22 protein-coding genes are annotated in these 20672 nt (G+C 59.8%); 19 read left to right on the top strand and 3 right to left on the bottom strand.

Features of this window, described 5'->3' with window-relative positions:
• Window position 1: 1 nt before the first annotated feature.
• The 14 genes from NITLEN_RS01030 (at window position 2) to NITLEN_RS00965 (ending at window position 12072) form a co-directional block, all read left to right on the top strand.
• Entirely contained in the window at window positions 2-2380 is a 2379-nt protein-coding gene (locus tag NITLEN_RS01030; RefSeq protein WP_181416562.1) for a phosphoketolase family protein, read from the top strand.
• Window positions 2377-2610, top strand: coding sequence for a hypothetical protein (locus NITLEN_RS01025; protein ID WP_146216054.1), 234 nt, complete (start codon window positions 2377-2379; stop codon window positions 2608-2610). Before NITLEN_RS01030 ends, NITLEN_RS01025 begins: the two co-directional genes overlap by 4 nt.
• A gap of 100 nt (window positions 2611-2710) precedes the next feature.
• A complete protein-coding gene (locus tag NITLEN_RS01020) occupies window positions 2711-3076 on the top strand; it encodes a c-type cytochrome (RefSeq protein ID WP_121987720.1) in 366 nt (121 codons plus the stop codon).
• Between the two features lie 96 nt (window positions 3077-3172).
• Complete coding sequence (locus tag NITLEN_RS01015) at window positions 3173-3391, top strand: YgaP family membrane protein (protein ID WP_219999362.1); 219 nt, start codon at window positions 3173-3175, stop codon at window positions 3389-3391.
• A 10-nt stretch (window positions 3392-3401) separates the two neighbouring features.
• Window positions 3402-4259, top strand: a complete 858-nt coding sequence (locus tag NITLEN_RS01010) for a c-type cytochrome (protein ID WP_121987718.1) — start codon at window positions 3402-3404, stop codon at window positions 4257-4259.
• Window positions 4260-4305: 46 nt separating this feature from the next.
• The gene (locus tag NITLEN_RS01005) at window positions 4306-4719 is read left to right on the top strand and encodes an OsmC family protein (RefSeq protein WP_181416561.1); all 414 of its coding nucleotides are present in this window, start codon (window positions 4306-4308) and stop codon (window positions 4717-4719) included.
• Window positions 4716-5900, top strand: coding sequence for a sulfite oxidase (locus NITLEN_RS01000; protein ID WP_121987716.1), 1185 nt, complete (start codon window positions 4716-4718; stop codon window positions 5898-5900). The genes NITLEN_RS01005 and NITLEN_RS01000 overlap by 4 nt, the downstream gene beginning before the upstream one ends.
• Window positions 5897-6514, top strand: a complete 618-nt coding sequence (locus NITLEN_RS00995) for a c-type cytochrome (protein ID WP_181416560.1) — start codon at window positions 5897-5899, stop codon at window positions 6512-6514. Before NITLEN_RS01000 ends, NITLEN_RS00995 begins: the two co-directional genes overlap by 4 nt.
• Before the next feature lie 38 nt (window positions 6515-6552).
• The gene (locus tag NITLEN_RS00990) at window positions 6553-7563 is read left to right on the top strand and encodes a cytochrome c (RefSeq protein WP_181416559.1); all 1011 of its coding nucleotides are present in this window, start codon (window positions 6553-6555) and stop codon (window positions 7561-7563) included.
• 346 nt (window positions 7564-7909) lie between these two features.
• Entirely contained in the window at window positions 7910-8971 is a 1062-nt protein-coding gene (ppk2, locus tag NITLEN_RS00985) for a polyphosphate kinase 2 (protein WP_245924357.1), read from the top strand.
• Between the two features lie 8 nt (window positions 8972-8979).
• Complete coding sequence (locus NITLEN_RS00980; RefSeq protein ID WP_121987713.1) at window positions 8980-9510, top strand: c-type cytochrome; 531 nt, start codon at window positions 8980-8982, stop codon at window positions 9508-9510.
• 494 nt (window positions 9511-10004) lie between these two features.
• Window positions 10005-10940 carry a DnaJ C-terminal domain-containing protein gene (locus NITLEN_RS00975; protein ID WP_121987712.1) on the top strand — a complete coding sequence of 312 codons (936 nt, stop codon included), beginning with the start codon at window positions 10005-10007 and terminating at the stop codon, window positions 10938-10940.
• Window positions 10937-11260 carry a chaperone modulator CbpM gene (locus NITLEN_RS00970; protein ID WP_219999361.1) on the top strand — a complete coding sequence of 108 codons (324 nt, stop codon included), beginning with the start codon at window positions 10937-10939 and terminating at the stop codon, window positions 11258-11260. Before NITLEN_RS00975 ends, NITLEN_RS00970 begins: the two co-directional genes overlap by 4 nt.
• A 368-nt stretch (window positions 11261-11628) precedes the next feature.
• Entirely contained in the window at window positions 11629-12072 is a 444-nt protein-coding gene (locus tag NITLEN_RS00965) for a hemerythrin domain-containing protein (RefSeq protein ID WP_181416558.1), read from the top strand.
• Window positions 12073-12379: 307 nt separating this feature from the next.
• Here NITLEN_RS00965 and NITLEN_RS00960 read toward each other — a convergent pair whose 3' ends face one another.
• The 3 genes from NITLEN_RS00960 to NITLEN_RS17965 all read right to left on the bottom strand — a co-directional run bounded on the left by NITLEN_RS00960 (window position 12380) and on the right by NITLEN_RS17965 (window position 14206).
• Window positions 12380-13237 carry a universal stress protein gene (locus tag NITLEN_RS00960; RefSeq protein WP_121987710.1) on the bottom strand — a complete coding sequence of 286 codons (858 nt, stop codon included), beginning with the start codon at window positions 13235-13237 and terminating at the stop codon, window positions 12380-12382.
• Window positions 13238-13305: 68 nt separating this feature from the next.
• Window positions 13306-14007 carry a phosphoribosyltransferase gene (locus NITLEN_RS00955; RefSeq protein WP_181416557.1) on the bottom strand — a complete coding sequence of 234 codons (702 nt, stop codon included), beginning with the start codon at window positions 14005-14007 and terminating at the stop codon, window positions 13306-13308.
• Window positions 14008-14047: 40 nt separating this feature from the next.
• Window positions 14048-14206: a hypothetical protein gene (locus tag NITLEN_RS17965; RefSeq protein WP_181416556.1), complete on the bottom strand. Its 159-nt coding sequence runs from the start codon at window positions 14204-14206 to the stop codon at window positions 14048-14050.
• Between the two features lie 486 nt (window positions 14207-14692).
• On the opposite strand from NITLEN_RS17965, the gene NITLEN_RS00950 reads away from it, so the two are divergent.
• The 5 genes from NITLEN_RS00950 (at window position 14693) to NITLEN_RS00930 (ending at window position 20665) form a co-directional block, all read left to right on the top strand.
• Complete coding sequence (locus tag NITLEN_RS00950) at window positions 14693-15742, top strand: aldo/keto reductase (protein ID WP_121987708.1); 1050 nt, start codon at window positions 14693-14695, stop codon at window positions 15740-15742.
• A gap of 62 nt (window positions 15743-15804) precedes the next feature.
• On the top strand, window positions 15805-17268 hold the full coding sequence (zwf, locus tag NITLEN_RS00945) for a glucose-6-phosphate dehydrogenase (RefSeq protein WP_121987707.1): 1464 nt from the start codon (window positions 15805-15807) through the stop codon (window positions 17266-17268).
• 215 nt (window positions 17269-17483) lie between these two features.
• Window positions 17484-18218 (top strand): FAD-binding oxidoreductase, encoded by a 735-nt coding sequence (locus NITLEN_RS00940; RefSeq protein ID WP_181416555.1) that lies wholly within the window; start codon window positions 17484-17486, stop codon window positions 18216-18218.
• Between the two features lie 23 nt (window positions 18219-18241).
• Window positions 18242-19279, top strand: coding sequence for a methyltransferase (locus NITLEN_RS00935; protein WP_425464132.1), 1038 nt, complete (start codon window positions 18242-18244; stop codon window positions 19277-19279).
• 84 nt (window positions 19280-19363) lie between these two features.
• Complete coding sequence (locus tag NITLEN_RS00930) at window positions 19364-20665, top strand: NAD(P)/FAD-dependent oxidoreductase (RefSeq protein ID WP_121987704.1); 1302 nt, start codon at window positions 19364-19366, stop codon at window positions 20663-20665.
• Window positions 20666-20672: the final 7 nt, after the last annotated feature.

The raw sequence follows: 20672 nt of genomic DNA, 5'->3' as shown, positions 1-20672 counted from the left end.
GATGCTGCTGACAAAGAAAAAGCCGCTCACGCAGGATGTGCTCAAGAAAATGGATGCCTACTGGCGGGCGGCGAACTACCTGTCCGTCGGTCAGATCTATCTGTACGATAACCCGCTCCTGAAGAAGCCGTTGACGCGCGCGCATATCAAGCCGCGGTTATTGGGACATTGGGGAACCACGCCGGGCCTCAACTTCATCTACCTGCATTTGAACCGGGTGATCGCGCAGCATGACTTGAACATGATCAATATCACCGGTCCGGGGCACGGCGGTCCGGGCATCGTCGCGAATGCGTATTTGGAAGGCACCTACAGTGAGGTCTATCCGAATATCTCACAGGACGAAGCGGGCATGAAGCGGCTCTTTAAGCAGTTTTCATTTCCCGGCGGCATTCCGAGCCACGTGGCGCCGGAAACACCGGGCTCCATCCATGAAGGCGGTGAGTTAGGGTATTCGTTGTCGCATGCCTATGGAGCCGTGTTCGACAATCCCGACCTGATTGCCGCGTGCGTGGTCGGCGACGGCGAAGCGGAAACCGGTCCGCTCGCGACGAGCTGGCATTCGAACAAGTTTCTAAATCCGGCGACGGACGGCGCCGTGTTGCCCATTCTCCATTTGAACGGATACAAGATTGCGAATCCCACCGTCCTGGCCCGGATCAGTGACGAGGAGCTAGACCAGCTGTTTCGCGGGTATGGCTACACACCCTATGTCGTCGAAGGGCGGGAGCCGCGCGCGATGCATCAGCTGATGGCGGCGACGCTGGACGTCGTCGTCGCGGAGATCAAGAAGATTCAGCAGGCCGCCCGTGTGAAAGGATTCACCGGCCGTCCGCGCTGGCCGATGATCATTCTGCGTTCGCCGAAGGGCTGGACCTGTCCGAAGACGATCGACGGCAAGCGAACGGAGGACTACTGGCGTTCTCATCAGGTGCCCATGGGCGATATGGACAAGCCTGGGCATATTGCGATTCTTCAGCGATGGATGAAGAGCTACAAACCGGAGGAGTTGTTCGACAAGGCAGGGCGGCTTAAGCCTGAACTTGCCGCGCTGGCCCCGAAGAAGTCTCGCCGCATGAGCGCCAATCCCCAGGCCAACGGCGGGCTCCTCCTCAAGGATTTGCGCCTGCCGGATTTCCGCGCGTATGCCGTCAAGGTGACGAAGCCGGGCAAGATTGACGCGGAGTCGACCCGCCTCATGGGGCAGTTTCTGCGCGACACGATGACGCTCAATATGGACAGTCGCAACTTGCGCCTCTTCAGTCCGGATGAAAACAACTCGAATCGCTGGCAGGATGTCTTGGAGGTCACCGATCGCGCGTGGGTGGCGGATCGGTATCCGTACGACGATCACCTGGCGCCGACCGGCCGGGTCATGGAAATGCTCAGCGAGCACCAGTGCCAAGGGTGGTTGGAGGGGTATCTGCTCACCGGCCGGCACGGATTCTTTTCCTGTTATGAGGCCTTCAGCCACATTATCGACTCGATGTTCAACCAGCATGCCAAGTGGTTGAAGGTCTGCCGACACATTCCCTGGCGGCGGCCGATCGCGTCGCTCAACTATCTCTTGTCGTCCCACGTGTGGCGGCAGGATCACAACGGGTTCAGCCATCAGGATCCCGGTTTCATCGATCACGTCGTCAACAAGAAGGCCGAGGTGATCCGGGTCTTTCTTCCGCCCGATGCCAACACCTTGTTGTCTGTCACGGATCATTGTTTGCGCAGCCGCAACTATGTGAACGTGATTGTCGCCGGCAAACAATCCGCGCCGCAGTGGCTCGATATGGAGGCCGCGATCATCCATTGCACGGCCGGTATCGGTATTTGGGAATGGGCCAGCAACGACCGGGACAGCGAGCCGGACGCGGTCATGGCTTGTTGCGGGGATGTGCCGACGATGGAAACGCTGGCGGCGGTCGCCTTGCTGCGCGAGCACCTGCCGGAATTGAGGATTCGGGTCGTCAATGTCGTCGATTTGATGAAGCTGCAGCCGACGAGAGAACATCCCAATGGGCTGAGCGACAAGGAGTTCGATGCGCTGTTCACGGCGAATAAGCCGATCATCTTTGCGTTCCACGGCTATCCCACGTTGATTCACCGGCTTACGTACCGGCGCACCAATCATGGGAATATGCATGTGCGGGGCTATAAGGAAGAAGGCACCACGACGACGCCGTTCGACATGGTGGTGATGAACGACCTCGACCGGTTCCACTTGGCCGGGGACGTCATCGACCGGGTCGCGTTGCGCGGGGCCCGCGCCGATTATGTGCGGCAGGCGATGCGGGACAAACTGATCGAGCACAAGCGATACATCGCTGAACACGGCGAAGATCTGCCGGAGATTCGCCGCTGGACATGGCCGGGATTCCGGTCATGAATAAGAAGATATCCTTTTCCATTTGGTATTTCTTCATTCGCCGACTGGGGCAGGCCCAGGGTGGATTTATGCAGGTTGGGCAATCCAAAGCGAAGATTTATGCCGAGACCGACATCAAAGTCACCTTCGCCGATCGCATCGCATTGGGGCATCCTGGGACTGTCTGTGAGAACCGGTGTGGGGTGTTTCTCACCAGTTGGCGTTCGCGCGTTCATCTGTCTTCCAGATAGAGAAGCTAACTTGCTGGGATTATTGAATAGCGTTCTCGCCTGACTTCCACGCTGGTGGCACATCGCTCGCATTACTCTCCTCACGAACAGGTGAGGTGCTATGCGTGTTGTTGGAATCATGTTGTGCGTGTTCATCGGGATTGCGTCAGTGGGGTTTGGCGGCGGCGAATTGAAAAAACTTCCCGCGTCGGGGAAAGAATATGACGCGGTGACCGGTCGAGAAATCTATTCCAATACCTGTATCCGCTGCCATGGGATCGACGGCAAGGGAACGAGGGGACTGCATCTCGTTCCCTTGCCGGCCGATCTGACCTCACCGAGTATACAGAGCCGGTTAGATGGCAGCCTCTTCAAGCGAATTCACGACGGCAAACCGAATACGGCGATGGGGGCATGGCGCACGGCGTTATCAGACGACGAAATCTGGGATGTCTTAGCCTATGTGCGGACGTTCCGGCAGGAGTAGGTGGGGTGACGTTCGGACGAATCTCTTTCAGCCGCCGTGCCTCCAACCAGCCGATAGCACAGAGTTCATGCTTCTCTCAGACCAGGAGGTGCCATTGTGACATGTAACGTGGGTGGAATTGAGCGACCCATTCGGATGATCGTTGGTATTCTGGCGCTTGGAATCGGAGCCTTTGCGGAGTTACCGCCGGTGGGGACCGGGGTGGCGCTGGTGGTTGGGACCATTGCGCTGGTGACGGGCGCCATTGGATTTTGCCCGTTGTGGAGGGTATTCGGAATCAATACCTGTCCCATCACTGCTGGGAGAAAAAGCTAGCGAGGCGCTTATGCGGCTATCTCTTTGGACCTGCTGCGTCATTGTCGTTGGATTACTGGTTGGCGAGAGTGGGTGCACGCCGACCCCCAAGGCCGTTTCGGCCCTGGAGTCCGGCCACAGGGGTGACGGGTTAACATCCGCCGATATGCTGTTTGCGCCGCCGTCGCCGCAGATGATCCCGGGCGATCAGCGAGGGGAACAGATCCGCTTGGGCTACGAAATCATCGCCAATACGCAGGAATATGGGCGGTCCTATGTGGGCAATCGGCTGAATTGTACGAATTGTCATCTCGATGCCGGCCGGAATCCGAACGCCGCGTCTTTTGTGGGCATCAGCCGGTTATATCCGGAGTATCGGGCGCGGGTGGACCGGCAGATGACGCTGGCGGATCGCATCAATGAATGTTTCGAGCGCAGTATGAACGGCAAAGCCCTTCCCCCCGATAGTTCTAAGTTGCAGGCTGTCGTGGCCTACATCGAGTGGTTGTCGCAAAACGTCCCGCCGGGCAGTGCGGTGCCCTGGCGTGGGATCCCACGCTTAACCTCCAGTCACATTCCTGATCCCGTGAATGGAAAAAAACAGTTTGCCGTGAAGTGTGTGTCTTGCCATGGAGCGGACGGCCAAGGGACGAGGGCTGCGCCGCCGGTCTGGGGTCCGCATTCCTACACGATTGCGGCTGAGATGGTTCGCGTCACGGTCGCGGCGTCGTTTATCAAGTCCACTATGCCGAGAGGCTGGGGTTGGACACTCACGGACGATGAAGCCGTCGATGTGGCGGCCTATGTCAACAGTCAGCCGCGTCCGGATGTCCCCGGCAAGCAGCATGATTGGCCGAAGGGCGGCAAGCCGGCGGATATACCCTATTGAACCGTCGCTTGTCAGGCGGTCATCGGGCGTAGTCAGGAGGTGCGCGATGAATCTTACGGTGGCCTATCACGGCGGCACACGGTACGACATTACTAGCGGTCGGCATCGGGTAGTGACCGATCAGCCTGAAGAAGACGGCGGCCACAATGCGGGGATGAGTCCGGTCGAACTCTTTGTCGGTTCGGTCGCCGGCTGCGTCGGCTACTTCGTCGGTCAGTTCTGCGCGCGGCATGACATTTCGCGCGAAGGCCTGGCGGTGGATGCCGAGTGGGAGATGGCCGAAGGGCCTCATCGCGTGGGGACGATGGTGTTGGCGATCCGGTTGCCGCATCGCCTCACACCGGAGATGAAAGAGCGCTTGTTGAAGGTCGCCCACGGGTGCACGGTGCACCAATCCCTGTCCGGCGCTCCCGCCGTCACGATCCAGCTCAATCCTCATACCACCGGAGTCCATTCATGAGTGAGTCCGTGTCATCCTCTCGTCGAACACTGTTCAAGCGGATGGCCGAAATTATCGGCGGGTTCGCGGCCTGGCGTCAGGTACGACCGGCGCAGGCTCAGCAGGCGAGCTCGCCGGAAACCGGCCCGCAGACCGTGCGCGTGATGCGACCGTACGATGCGGAAACGCCGGTGCGCGAATTCACGTCCTATCTGACCCCCAATCATCGGTTTTTCGTGCGGAGTCATTTCGGTCCGCCTGCGCCTGAATTGATTGCGGAGGCCAATTGGCGGCTGCATGTCGGAGGATTGGTCGCACATCCGTTGGAACTCACGTTCAAGGATCTTAAAGAATTCGAACAGGTGACGATTACGGCTATGGTCCAATGCAGCGGCAACGGGCGCGCGTTCCATCGCCCGAAAGTGCCGGGCGTGCAATGGGAGCGCGGCGCGGTTGGGAACGCACAATGGACCGGCGTGCGATTGCGCGACGTGCTGGCCAAGGCCGGCATACGGCCGTCCGCGAAGCATGTGCAGCTTCAAGGCGCCGATCGTCCGGTGGTGTCGTCTGTCCCATTGTTTACGCGAAGCATTCCGCTGGAGAAAGCCGTTCATCCGGATACGATCCTGGCCTATGACATGAACGGGCGGCCCTTGCCGCTGCTGCATGGCGCGCCGCTGCGGGTGATGACTCCAGGCTGGATGGCGGATTCCTGCACCAAGTGGCTGACGGAGATCACCGTGCAGGCGAATGAAGCCAAGGGCTACTACATGCAGACGGCCTATCGCGTGCCGGTCACGGCGATTCAGCCGAACTCCGGTCTGCCGGGGACCTCGATGGTTCCCGTCGAAGCAATGGTGGTGAAATCGCTCATCGCCTCGCCGACAAATGGCGATCAAGTCGGACGGGGGCCGGTCACCGTGCAGGGCGTGGCGTGGAGCGGAGAAGCCTCTGTCGCGACCGTGGAGCTTTCGTTCGATGACGGCAAGACCTGGGAGCAGGCTCGGCTAGTCGGCGAGGACGAGCCCTACGCATGGCGGCAATGGCAGTTTCTTTGGAGGCCCACGGCAGCCGGTGCGGTGACGATCCTCTGTCGTGCGACGGATGCGGTGGGGCAGGTTCAACCCCAAGCGAGTCCGTGGAATCCCAGCGGGTTTTTGTGGAACGGATGGGATCGGGCCACTGTGACGGTGGTCTTATGACGATGCGGATCCTTCCGTTCATCGGCCTGTTCGTCTTGGGACTGGCAGGGGTGGCCGCGATGACGGCGGCGCAGGAAGACGACCTGGCGTCGGTGAGCGCCGCGCTGGCGCCGCGCGCCGAAGGACTGATCATCGCGCGTTGCTCGGTGTGCCATAGTCCTGATCTGGTCTCTCAACAGCGCCTGCCGAAAGACCGCTGGCTGGCCACGGTCGACAAAATGAAACAGTGGGGAGCGGAGATTTCCGACGACGAAGCCGACCTGCTCGTGCGGTACCTGTCCGCCCGCTATCACCCGGCTGCGCCGGATCATCTGCCGCCGCTCGATCATGAGTCGAGCCCAGCGGAGCCGCTGACGCAAGAGCCGGCGGACACCGGTCCGCTCGTCGGCGTTTCAACAAGAGGAGCGGGCATCTTCGAACACAATTGCCAGGCCTGTCATGGCGCCGGTGCAACCGGCGGCATGGGACCGAAGCTGGCGAAGAATCCGATTCTGAAACATGACGACCTGTTCTGGGAAACGGTGTTGCACGGGCGAGGGCCGATGCCGGCCTGGGGATCGGTGCTGAGTCAGCAGGATATTGCCGATGTGCACACATGGTTACTGACGAAGTAGCGGAAGAACGGCGTTCACCACAGAGGAAAGGAGCGGTCATGAACGTGAGACGGAGCGTGGTTGTCGGAGGGGCGTTGCTGACGTTGGTGGGGCTGATGTCGACTCCTCCTGTACTGTTCGGAGCCGATCAGCCGAAGGCGAAGGAGCTGATTCAGCAGAACTGCGTCCAATGTCACCGGATGGAAGGCCAGGCAGAGTCCCGGTTCAATCTCAAGGCGCCCGATCTCATCTGGGCGGGGAGCAAGTACAACCGGGCTTGGTTGATTCGATGGCTGACTGGCAAAGAAGCGCCGTTGTATGTCAAAGGGTATCGATGGGATCAGTCGCAAGAAGTGCACAAGCATGTGACGGTATCGGAGGCCGAAGCCAACGGGATTGCCGATTACCTGGCCGAGCACAACAAGGATTCTCGGGTGAAGGTCGGGGCGTTCGACACAGCGAAGGTCTCCAAGTATGAAGTGACGTTCGGCGGGATGGCTTACAAAGCGCATGCCTGCCTGGGCTGCCATACGGTCGAAGAAAACGGCAAACTCATCGGCGGACAGCAGAGCATCGCGTTGGAGAAAGCCGGTCAGCGGTACAACATGGATTGGCTGTTCCGTTTCGGCCAGAACCCACAGGATTTCATCATCCACACCGGCGAATTTCTGGCCGACGCCACCGAGCCGCAATTGCGGGCAGTCATCGGCTATCTCGCCGCGCAGGGTGTCTCGGACTTCAAATATTATGAACCTTGGACGGCACCGGAATTTGCAAAGGCCAGCCCGGGGCGTGGCAAAGTGATTTATAAAGAATACTGCATGCAATGCCATGGCGCGACCGGCAAAGGTGATGGCCCAGCCGCAGCCACTCTTGAACCGAAGCCCGCGATTCACGCCAATATCAATTTCAGCGAAGTGCCGACGGAATATCTCTACAATATGATCAACCACGGCGGTGCCGCGATGGGCAAGTCCGCCAACATGCCCTATTGGGGCCTGACCATCGGGCAACAGGGCGTGGCCGATGTCATGGCGTATTTGAAGACGGCATTCAAAGGGCCGAAATAGCGCACGCGCGGGAGGTCTCTTTCTCGGAGCGCAAGTCACGAATGATGTCTCACTGTTCGGGCTGTGTGGCGTCAGTGTCTCGCAGCGAAAGCGGCCAAAGAGTAGGCGCACGTCATGTGGCGGAGGACCATCTGACTCCGTTAAAAGACTTGCTTGCCGGAGTGCAAGCTGCAAATATTCCTGTAGGGGTATGCGGCACCTATGCCGTGGCGGGATAAATCGGTGGAACGAATCTGGTTGCCGGCGCGTTCGTGAAGGGCCTGCCGGCATACATCATGAGTGGCGCTGAATGTGATTGCCGTGTGGCGTTCTGATTCAGGGGCCGAGTCTAACGTGGAGGACTGTCATGGCTGCTGGAGATGAGGCGATGGGAAAAGCGAAGAATAGAAAAGCGCGCCTGGCCGAACGGAATGGGGACGCGACAGCCGATACGGACCGCGCGCGGCTGGCTGCTGAATTGGAAGACATTCCGACCGCGATTCCCAAGCTGGGCGATGGCTATCGCCAGGGACAGAGCAATGCCGTCGATCAGATCGCCTATGCGATCGGTGTCGTCGGCCACACGTTGACGGATGACGACTTGATCCGCATCAATACTCGGAGAGGGTTATTGGCGCTTCTGAAGCGGAAAGAGGTCGATCTGGAGGATGTGCGCAAGACCTTGCTGTATGAGCAGGAACTGCGGCAGCTTCAAGTCGAACTCGTTCGCTTGCAACGGTGGGTGCAGGAGAGTGGCCAGCGGATTGCGATTCTGGTCGAAGGCCGCGACGCGGCCGGCAAGGGCGGCACGATCCGGCGCTTTACCGAGCACCTGAATCCGCGTGCGATGCGCGTGGTCGCGTTGCCGAAGCCAAGCGATGAAGAAAAAGGCCAATGGTATTTTCAGCGCTATATTCGGCAATTGCCGAACAAGGGCGAGATCGTGTTTTTCGACCGCAGTTGGTACAACCGCGCGGTGGTCGAACCGGTGATGGGATTTTGCAGTAAAAAAGATCATCAACGCTTCCTGCAGCAGGTCACCGAGTTTGAACATATGCTCTATGAAGATGGGGTGACCATCATCAAGTTCTGGTTTTCCATTTCCAAGGATGAGCAGGCGAAGCGGTTTGAAGCGCGCAGACAGAATCCTCTCAAGCAGTGGAAGCTGAGCCCGGTCGATGAGAAAGCGCAGGAACTCTGGGATTCCTACACGCGCTATAAAGAGGAAATGTTCAGCAAAACGCACGCGACCTTCAGCCCTTGGATCATTGTGAAGGCGAATGACAAGCAGTCCGCGCGGCTGGAGAGCTTGCGGTATGTGTTGAATCTTCTGCCCTATAAGGGCAAAGAAGAGACGCAGATCCGCCTGACGCCGGACCCCAATATCACCACGCGTTTTCATCGCAAGATGGTGGAGCTTGATTTGTGAGGAACGGGATGGCACCCATGACAATCATGCGTATCCTGTCGGTTGTTGTGGCGTGTGGCATCGTGAGCGCCTCGGCATTGTCGGCGGCGGAGCGCCAGGGGATGTCGCCGCTGGTGCCGGCCGACAAGCTGGCGGAAGCGCGCGCATTGGCGAGTCCGTTGCCGGATTCCGCCGAGATCGCCGAGAAGGGCAAGGCGCTCTACAACGGGAAAGGCACTTGCTTCAATTGCCATGGCAAAGACGGATCGGGCAACGGCATGGCGGCCGTCGGCCTCGATCCCTCGCCGCGCAATTTTCAGCGCCATGGATTCTGGCGGCATCGGACAGAAGGCGAGGTGTTCTGGGTGATCAAGCAGGGCTCACCCGGCACGGCCATGATCGGATTCGGCGATCAGCTCACCGATGAAGAGATCTGGTCGATCATCCAATACGAGCGGCGTTTTGCCGGAGAGCATGGTCATGGGGCGATGGGACAGGGCGAAGGGATGGGATCCGGTGGAGGAATGGGCGGATGTGGCGGCGAAGCCTGTAATCGATAGGCCCGATGCGATCAACCAGGCGGTTGATCGCATCGAACACCTCAGTCAGAATCCTGTCAGTTGCGGTACCCCCAGATGAGCTGAACCAATCTTGTCCTTAGGCAATACGGGCGTCTGTTGCTCAGACGACACTTCCAGCGTGACGTGAAATGTCCCAGCCGCGCTTTCTCCCATCTCTTTTCTGCTCAGTACGCACGATTCACATCAGCGCAAGCGGCGGATGACGGGCCAGTTGAGTCTGGCAGAAACCTGACACGTTCCTTGTGAGGAATCTGTTCATTACGGATGAATCGCTATAGCTCATCACGACGCACGATGTTCACCGTAATCTGCTCATGATTTTCGCCGGCTATTGCGTTAAAATCTCGAATGCAGGGAGAGACTCAGGCGGCGAGTGAGTCGGCCGTCCGCGTTCATGAATCATTCAACCGGAGCGTAATGGACAGCCGGAGGAGCCGCGACATAGGTGACTGAACAGCCGGAGACGATGCCAGATGGAATTTAAAGATTACTACAAGCTTCTCGAGGTTGACCGCACGGCGACGGCCGACGAGATCAAGAGTGCCTATCGCAAGTTGGCGCGAAAGTATCATCCAGACGTGAGTAAAGAGCCTCAGGCGGAAGCGCGCTTTAAGGAAATCGGCGAGGCCTACGACGTCTTGCAGGATCCTAAGAAGCGCGCCGCCTACGACCAACTCGGCGAACGCTGGCGAGCGGGGCAGGAATTTACCCCTCCGCCAGAATGGGATGCGGGATCCGAGCCCGCCTCAGGCGGCGCGTATACGGAGGATGCCGCGGACTATAGCGAATTCTTCTCCAGTCTATTCGGCAATTTCTCTCGTCGCGGCGCATCCGCTCGGGCTCAGGGCGAAGACCACCATGCCAAGATCTCCATTGATCTTGAGGTCGCGTTTCAGGGCGGAACCCATGCGGTGACTCTGCGGCTGCCGCAGGTGGACGCGCAAGGCCGGGTGGTGCAGCGGGAGCGGTTGCTGAATGTGCAGATTCCCAAGGGCATCCGCGAAGGCCAGCATATCCGGCTGGCCGGCCAAGGTGCGACGGGAATCCAGGGGGCTTCCCCCGGTGATCTGTATCTCGAGATCCATTTTCATCCCCACGCTCTCTATCAGGTGCAGGGCCGGGACCTTTCGCTGTCATTTCCGGTCGCACCTTGGGAAGCGGCCCTTGGAGCGGCGGTCAAGGCGCCGACGCCGGCCGGTGTGGTGGAAGTGAAAATCCCTCCGGGCTCACAGAGCGGGCGAAAGCTGCGGCTCAAGGGACGTGGCATACCCGGTGAACCGGCAGGCGATCTCTATCTCGTCCTGGATGTGGTGTTGCCGAAAGCGGACACGGAGCAGGCCCAACAGGTCTATCAGACGATGGCTCGGGAACTGGCGTTCAATCCACGTCAAGCACTGGGGGTCTCATGATGAACAGGGAACAGAATATTCTGAGCGGAAGCGTGATCGGCGATGAGGGGGTATTGTCGATCGAGGATTTGGCGAGGGCGTGCAGCTCGGAACCGCAGTGGATTGTCGAATTGGTAGCCATCGGCGTGCTGGAGCCGCAAGGTACGGAAACGTCGCACTGGCGGTTCCACGCGACCGATCTTACGTGCGCCCGCCGAGTGGCCCGCCTGCAACGCGATTTTGACGCGAGCCTCGATGCGGCTGCCGTGATGCTGGATCTGCTCAATCAGATTGAACAGTTGCGCACTCGTCTGAAGCGAGCCGGCGTGGATCTGGAATAAACCGGACCGGCCTGGGATCTTGAGAGCGCACTCGGGCCGGCGGTTGGACTTGTCGCATTGTGCGCCAGCACGGATCGGGTTGCTGGCGCAATTGACCCCATTCTCATCGGCCATATTTCAGTAGCGTCCGCCAAGTTGTTGTCTCTGTGGCGCAAGCACATGCTGCTGCACGGGCTTCTGATGGAGCGGTCGAAGGCATGCCCATTGCTCATCCTGCTAACGTAGGCCGCTGGAGAGCGAGACGCTTGTCTGCAATCGTTCGACAGCAGATCTCAAGCAAATCCCGCGGCAATCCACTCATGGGGTGAAGGCCTGCGCGGCCGGCCACTGGGAATGGACATTGCGACATGTATGGGAAGGGAGCATGTATGCCTGAACGCACCATCAGCACCATGTTTGACGAAGACCATGCACGGTTGGATGCGCTGTTCACATCCTTTCAGACCTTGAAGCGAACCGATTTCCCCGAAGCCACGCGCGCATTTCTTGCGTTCACGGCGGGACTGCGGCGGCATGTGGTGTGGGAGGAGGAGGTGCTGTTTCCTCTATGGGAAAGAGCGTCGGGAATGACCGGCGGCGGCCCTACGATTGTCATGCGGAGCGAGCACCGTGAAATCGGCGACTGGTTGGACGCCATTCAGCGAAAGATCCAGGCGCAAAATCCCGACACCGAGCGGGAGGAAGCAACGCTGCTGGATCTGCTGGACCGCCACAACATGTCGGAAGAGGAGGTGCTCTATCCTGAAATGGATCGCATGATCAGCCCAGAGGAGCGCGAGGCCGCGTTTCGCGCCATGGAGCAGATTGCCTGAGGCTGTGGAAGTTTCAACGGTACTCCCTCAGGGTTTCAATCGAGACCGGGCATTCGGCATCTGCTGATCCGCCAGCTTGCCTCAACGCCCGTGCAGCGGGCTGAAGAGCGCGCCATTGGAAAGCGTCACGAGCGATTCCCCATCGGTCTGAGTCCGCGGTCATGGCAGAGTAGGCTCCGGTGCACATCGACGGCCTAGCCCGCGTCAGGGTTCCCGTATGTGGTCTGTCCGGCATGCTCGGGGGGACCCAAGCATACCGATGCGGAGAATGCGGTCATCGGGTGTGAATGCTTGTGTAGAGCCGGCGTTACCGTATCACGAGAACGGAACATCCGGCTTTGTGAACGATGCCGTGCGATACGCTACCGAGAAGGAATCGATCCACTCTGGTACGGCTGTGCGATCCGGCGATGAGCAAATCATATCCGCCTGCCGCCTCGCAGATCGCGGTGACTGGATCGCCCGAGCGGACTTGAGTGGTGACGGTGAATTGTGGGCCGCCCAATGCCCTGGCGGTTTCGGCGAGGATGCGCTCGGTCTGGAGGGTATGCTCCTCAGCCCACGCGTGATAGCCCGCCATGATGTCCGGCTCGACCATGGTGAGCGACGGCACGATCGACAGCAGCGTCAGCGCCACGGGATTTCTGAAGGGATGTGCTGTGAGCCACGACTGCACGCGGGCGGCATCGTCACGGCCTTCAATCGCCAGGAGCACGCGCGCGACAGGTTTGGCGTTGCCTTTGACGATGAGTGTCGGAATACGTGAGTGGAGCAATACGTGATGCGACACGCTGCCGACGAAGAACTCGGCGAGGCGGGAGTGGTCATGAGTCCCGACGACGATGAGGTCGGCGGCACTAGCCTCGGCGCTATCGAGAATGAATGAGGCGGCGTGGTGTGGCTCGGACTTGGTGGTTACGGAAGGAATGTCGGCGGGCAATACGGTTCGCCCGCGTTCGACGGCCTGGCGCCCGGCCTCAATCAGCGAAGCGCGAAACTCGTCATACCCTTGCAGATTGGCCACGCCGGCCATGAGAGGCGACTGAAACATCCCCAGATCCACACCGTGGACCAACAGGACTTCATCCGGTTTGTAGAGGAGGCCTAGCTGCTTCACGGCGGCAAATGCCTCATCGGACCAATCAATGCCCGCGACAATCTTCATGTCTGCTCCCTAACGAAACAGTTCCGGCGAGCCCCGTGCCCGCTGGCCTTGTGATGACCGATCATTGATTATACGCTTCTGGTTGTCGGTATGGCAGATGGTGTTCGTCGGGTAGGGCGGTCACCCTGGAAGGCCTCGTTGGCTTGATGCAGGGTGCGAATGACTTCGTCGTCCGTCACCTGGTCGAATTCCTCGAAGAAACAGCCGACCGCCTCGAACGGTTCCGGCGTCGAGAGAATCACGCAGGTTTCGACAAGCGCACGAATGCGCGCGGCCGTCGAGGGCGGCGCCACGGGCATCGCCACCACGACTCGCAAGGGATTCAGAGCCGCAAGTGCCTCGAGCGTGGCGAACAATGTGGCACCCGTTGCGATTCCGTCGTCGACAAGAATCACGGTTCGATGATGGAGGTGCGGCAAGCCGCGCCCTTCGCGATAGAGCGCCCGCCGCCGCTCGATTTCACGGCGTTGCGCGGCAATCAATCCGTCGAGATCTTCTTGAGACAGCTGCATCGCCCGCACGGCTTCCCGGTTGAGATAGACCGCCCCGGTTTCGCTGATGGCTCCGACGGCATATTCCGGCGATTCGGGCGCCGCGATCTTGCGGGTGATAAAGACATCCAGCGGGAGATGGAGGGCCATGCTCACCTCATGTCCCACCACGACCCCGCCGCGCGGGAGCGCCAGGATGACCGCCTGATGGTCTCCTCGGTAGACCTGCAGATGATTGGCTAGCAGAATACCTGCATGGCGACGATCGCGAAATAGCATGGCACCTCCCTCGCGGCCATGTCCTTCAACCTGATGCATCTTAAAACACTCCGCCGACGGCTCGCACTCCGATCAGAAGCAGCGCGATCACCACCACCGCGCCGATCAGCCACCAGAGGCGGCGATGGCGCGCAGGCGTCTCCGCGTGCCAGTGGATATACCAGGGGATGTCCAAGTAATGGGGATGGCGAAACATCATCGCCTCCTTTCGATGAGGGAAGACTGAACGTCCGGCCAGGTGCCCCGGGTATTGTCCGACCTCTCCAGAAGCATTGCATTGAGTCCCTGCCCGGCCGCCATGGCGCACCTCAATCAATCGGTGCACTGCTCACGAAGAGGAAGAGCATCGACGATGCCAAACAAGAAGAGGTTCTGCCGGAAAATGCAATCAGTGGAGATTCAATGAGTTCGGTCATGCAGGCGGTGTGAGCCCTGCGAGGATACGTCAGGCACTGTTGCGTAATAGGGCAGTGGCGATGAACGTGCTGGGGAGTTGTTCGCCATCGATTGCCCGCGCCGTTATTTTGAGGGGTGTGAGGTCTTCCTCCATCTTGCGTGGAACATCCTCCGGTTCTGTGGCTTCGGACCAGTGAAATCCACTATCATCGGATCTATCGATAGTCTGACGGACTGTCAGTCTGCCGACATGGGATGGTAAGTGGGGATGGGATGAGGGGATTTGGCCATGACATCACCAATGCCTGACCGGAATCTTTGGGCAGGGTCGCTCAATCGCCGGCAGTTGTTGAAGGCGATCGGCCTGCTTGGATCGATTGTCGCGCTGGGCGGCACTCGCGGACTGGCCGATGCGTTGGAACCGGCGCGCTCGTCCGCAACCGGGGAAATCCCCAAGCGCATGCTGGGGAAAACGGGCGTGCAGGTGTCCGCGCTCTGTTTCGGCGGCGCCCATTGGGGGCGAATCGAAGACGACGCCGAGGCGATTCGCATCCTTCAGGAAGCGATCGACGCCGGCGTGACTTTCCTGGACAACGCCTGGGAGTACAACGGCGGCCGTTCCGAAGAGCTGATGGGGAAGGCTCTGCAAGGCCGGCGGCAGCAGGTCTTTCTGATGACCAAGGTCTGTTCGCACGGACGCGATAAGCGGGTGGCATTGCAGCAGCTCGACGAATCGCTCCGCCGTCTGAAGACGGACTATCTCGATCTCTGGCAGATTCACGAAGTCGTCTATCTCGACGATCCCGATCGGCACTTTGCGCTGGGCGGGGCAGCCGAGGCCTTGCTCGACGCCAAGCGGCAGGGTAAGGTGCGGTTCATCGGTTTCACCGGACACAAAGATCCCACGATCCATCTGAAAATGCTCGGCCACGATTTCCCTTTCGACACCTGCCAGATGCCGCTCAATGTCTTTGACGGAACCTATCGGAGTTTTGAGCAGGAGGTGCTGCCGGTTCTTACGCAGCGGGGCATTGCCCCGATCGGAATGAAAAGCTTGAGCGGGAATGCCGAACCGATCAAGCAGGGCCTGGTCACACCGGAGGAAGCGTTGCGGTATGTGCTGAGTCTGCCGATCGCATCGCTGGTCAGCGGCATCGATTCACGGGACATCTTGCGCCAGAACCTCGATATTGTGCGGCGGTTCGTTCCGATGACGGTTGCCGAGATGCAAGGGCTGCGGACTCGCGTGGCCCGTTACGCCATGGACGGGCGATTCGAATTGTTCAAGTCCACAAACCGCTATGACGGCCGTATTGGGCGGGAGCAGCATGGACTATAGTGCCGGATCGCGGGATGTCGAGACGCCAGTCGATATGATCGGAAATAGGAGGTAGGGATCGCATGCAGCCACAGCAGGTTGAGCCGCACGTCTTTGTCATCATCGGAGCCACCGGCGATCTCACCCGCCGCAAATTGTTGCCCGCGCTCTATCATTTGCGGGATCAGGGTGTGCTGGAAACCGGCAATACGTTGATTGTGGGCGCGGCGTTACCGGAAATCGGTGAGGACGGATTTCGGCTCTGGGCGCACGAAGGATTGCAGACGGCCGGCTGGCACAACGATCACGAATTGCGCGAGTGGTGCGACGCCTGTCTCTACTATCATACGATCGGCCGGGGCACGGCGGACGACTATGTCGCGCTGGCTGCCTATATCCGGCGCATCGAACAAGAGCACGCGATGCCTGAGAACCGTATCTTTTATTTGGCCGTGCCGCCGGACGTCGCGCCCAGCGCCATCGAAGGGTTGGATCGGGTGGGATTGCTCAAGGGGCGCGGGTGGGTGCGGGTCGTCTTTGAAAAACCGTTCGGGCACGATTTCCAGTCGGCGCGCCAGTTGAACGCCACGCTGCATCGGTATGTGGACGAATCCCAGATCTACCGGATCGATCACTATCTGGGGAAAGAAACCGTTCAGAATTTGCTGGCCTTCCGGTTCGCCAATCCGATTTTCGAATCGCTCTGGAAACGCGACGCCATCGAGAACGTGCAGATTACCGTCGCCGAAGATCTCGGCGTCGAACATCGCGGCGCCTACTATCAACAGGCCGGCGCGCTGCGCGACATGCTGCAGAATCATTTGACCCAGCTTCTGACCGTCGTGGCGATGGAGGTCCCGGTCTCATTCGATGCGGCGGCCATCCAGAGCGAAAAAATGAAAGTGCTGTATTCCATTGCGCCGATTGCGGCGCAGGATGTCGTGTTCGGCCAGTACACCTCCTGGAAGATCGGCGACCAGACGATTCCCGGGTATCGCGAGGAGGCGGGCGTGCCGAGAGATTCCACGACGGAGACCTATGTCGCGTTGAAAGCGGAGATTCACAACTGGCGCTGGAAAGGCGTTCCGTTCTATCTGCGCACCGGAAAGCGGTTTCCCCGGAAGCTCACCCAGATCGCCGTCATTTTCCGTGAGGCGCCGGCCCACGTGTTTCCGTCTATCGATCCGGGCAGCATTGCGTCTAACAAGCTCTTGATTACCCTGCAACCCAGCGAAGGATTTTCCCTCTGCTTCTCCGTAAAGAGTCCGGGGCGGCCGTTCATGCTGAGCGACCATGCGTTGCAATTCGATTATCAGAAAGCGTTCGGCCAGTTGCCCGAAGCGTACGAGACGCTCTTGCGCGATGTGATGATCGGGGATCAGACGCTGTTCGTCAGCGCGGAGTTTACGGAGAAGGCGTGGCAACTATACGATCCGCTCCTGACCGGCACGCAAGCGGTGTATCCGTATTCGGCCGGTTCCTGGGGGCCGCGCGAGGCGGATGCGCTGGTGGAGCGACAGGGCCATCAATGGCAACTCGGCTGGTGAGCCGGTTCCGGGCGTTCCACGTCTCGCACTTGGCGTGTTCCCATTCTTGACGCTGGCGGCTCGGCCAGCCGATAATGCACCGGTCTTTGCAGGATGCTGGAATAATCGGCCGGCAGTGTCCTCGCCTCACTCACAGCCTCAACGTACCGCTGTGTACCAGGCCACCGGCGCATCAATCACGGCCCCGGTTTGACAGACATTGGAGCTGGTTCACGGTGAGTATCTATCAGGTGACGGCGCAGGTTGAGTCCGTCAGAGATCTGACGCACGATGTGCGACAACTCGATTTGCGGCTCATCGAGCCGGCCGCCATCGACTTCAAACCGGGCCAGTTCATTTCCTTCGACATGCCGCATCCTGAGTCGGGCCGTCTTGTCACGCGGGCCTATTCCATTGCCTCATCGCCCAGCCGTCCGGGCGTCATTACGCTGCTGTTCAATCGCGTGTCGGGCGGGCCGGGCTCCACCTTGCTCTATGGGTTTAAAGAAGGCGATACGGCACGATTCAAAGGACCGGCCGGCCATTTCACGCTGCGTGACGATCCGGGGCGCGACCTGTTGTTTGTCGCCACGGGGACCGGCATCACGCCCATCTGGTCGATGTTGTTGGCGAACGCGGAGCGGGCCGTCCCCCGGCCGGCTACTTTGTTTTGGGGACTGCGGAGCCAGCGGGACCTGTACTATCAGGACGACTTGCTTGCGCTTGCGCGGACGATACCGCAGATGACAACGGTGCTCACGCTCTCCCGTCCGGAGCCGGGCTGGTCCGGAGAAACCGGCCGGGTGCAACGGCTGGTCGAGGAGCGCATTGCATCGGTGGCCCATCTCGCCGCCTATCTCTGCGGAAGCGGCGGGATGATTGCCGACGTGACGAAGACGTTGCAGCAGAAGGGGCTGTGCCCCATCTATCGCGAAAAATATTACGACTCGGCTGCCGGAGCGGCGGAATAAGCGGCGGCTTGACGGCCGGCATGATGCTCAGTCGAAAGGATCGCTCCGTGGCAAAGAGATCGTTGTCCCCGGCGAAGGTCATGGAACTGGGCACCGGATTTTTCGGCTCGAAGACCCTGTTGAGCGCGATCGAACTCGGTCTCTTCACCGAGTTGGCGAAAGGGGCGCGCACGCTGGAGGAGTTGACCGCGCGGCTCAATCTGCATCCGCGCAGCGCGCGTGATTTTTTCGATGCCCTGGTCGCATTGGGCATGTTGAAGCGGACGGGCACGCGGTACGCGAACACGCCGGAAACGGCCTTATTCCTCGATCGGGCCAAGCCGTCGTACATCGGCGGCATTCTCGAAATGTGTAACGCGCGGCTCTATCGCTTTTGGGGGTCGCTCACCGACGGACTCCGCACCGGCCAACCGCAGAATGAAGTCAAGACCGGCGGGGATTTTTTCGGCACGCTCTATAGCGATCCTCAGCGGCTCGAAGGATTTCTCAAGGCCATGACCGGCCTCAGCATCGGGGCCGGCCGCGAGATTGCAGCACAGTTTCCCTGGAAGAAGTACAAGACCTTTGCCGATGTCGGCTGCGCGCAGGGCGGCGTCGCCGTCGAAATCGCGCTTGCGCACAAGCACCTCTCAGGTCTGGGAATGGATTTGCCTGTCGTCCGGCCGGTGTTTGAAGACTACGCGCAGACGAAGGGTGTGGCGAAGCGGTTGACGTTTCATCCCGGCAATTTTTTCAAAGAGCCGCTCCCGAACGTCGATGTGATCATCATGGGCCACATCCTCCACGATTGGAATCTCGACGAGAAGCGGATGCTCTTGCGCAAGACCTATGAAGCTCTGCCGCCGAATGGCGCGGTGATCATCCACGAAGCGCTCATCGACGATGCGCGCAAAACAAACGCCTTCGGGTTGCTGATGAGCCTGAATATGCTGATCGAAACCCCCGGAGGGTTTGACTTCACCGGCGCCGACTGCAGTAGATGGATGAAAGAGGCCGGCTTTAAGAAGGCTAAGGTCGAGCGATTGGCCGGACCGGACGGCATAGTGGTGGGATATAAATAGCGGTCGCCGTGAAAGTGCTCTGGTCCCGGTTCGAATATTGACACCGTCTTAGGGGAGGCTTAGCCTGTCCCTTAAGGTCTTTTCATGTCTGACAAACGAGTCGTCATCATCGGGGGCGGTTTCGGAGGACTGACGGCCGCGCGGTCGTTGGGTGATCTCGAGACCGTGCTCATTGACCGCACCAATCATCATCTGTTTCAACCCCTGCTCTACCAGGTCGCGACTGCCGCGCTGGCTCCCGGCGACATCGCTTGGCCGCTGCGCACTCTCCTCAGAGGGTATCCCCATCTTCGCGTGGTGATGGATGAGGTTGAGGCCATCGACCGCGAGGCGCGTCTGGTGCGGTTGAGGGACAGCGACGCGATTCCATTTGATGCCCTTATTGTAGCGCCCGGAGCGCGCCATGCGTATTTCGGACATGAGGGGTGGGAGCAGTTCGCTCCCGGGCTTAAGACCCTCACCGACGCGGTGCGTCTTCGCGAGAACATGCTGTTGGCGTTTGAAGAGGCCGAACGGCGGCGGGTCGCCACCGGTATCCATGATCGACTCACGTTCGTGATCGTGGGGGGAGGGCCCACCGGCGTGGAACTGGCCGGCGCGTTGGCGGAGATCGGTCGAAAGGCCATGGGGCCGGACTTTCCAGCTTTGCACCTTGAGAATATGTCCATTATTCTTGTCGAAGGAGGGCCCAGAATTCTTCCCGGGTTCTCCCCAGATTTATCGGCGACCGCTGCCGCTGCACTGGCGAGCAAGGGCGTTACGCTTATGCTCAATAGTCGAGTGAGTGAAGTCCGCGCCGATGGCGTCGTGATCGGAGGCGATGTCATACGATCCACGAACATCATCTGGGCCGCCGGGAATACGGCGTCCCCGCTGCTCGCCTCACTAGGAATTGCCCGTGATCAAGCCGGTCGCATTCCCGTGCTCCCCGATCTCTCAATTCCAGGCGATCCCTGGATCTTTGTCATCGGCGATGCCGCGCATTGTGCCGGACGGGATGGGAATCCGCTGCCGGGGCTGGCTCCCGTTGCCATGCAGCAGGGCCACTATGTCGCACGGCTGATTCGTGAAGGGATCGCGGCGGAGCAGCGGCGCCCCTTTGCCTATGCCGATCGAGGCACCCTGGCGACCATCGGCCGCGCGCAAGCGGTGGTGCAGCTCGGCTCATGGCATTTCTCCGGGCTGCTCGCCTGGCTGCTCTGGTGCGTGGTGCACATCTTTTTCCTGATCGGGTTTCGCAGTCGTGTGCGGGTCATGGCCGAATGGATATGGTATTACTTCACGTTCAAGCCGGGCGCGAAAATCATCTATACGCGGACGCGCCAGTCCGGCGAGGAGGGACGAACGCCTCCGGCCGATTCGCCGGGATCCGGCTCACGCGCCTGAGACGATC

The organism is Nitrospira lenta, from assembly GCF_900403705.1.
GTDB lineage: Bacteria > Nitrospirota > Nitrospiria > Nitrospirales > Nitrospiraceae > Nitrospira_D > Nitrospira_D lenta.
The sequence above is the reverse complement of the archived record's forward strand: the minus strand, read 5'-3'. Positions and strand labels throughout refer to the sequence as shown.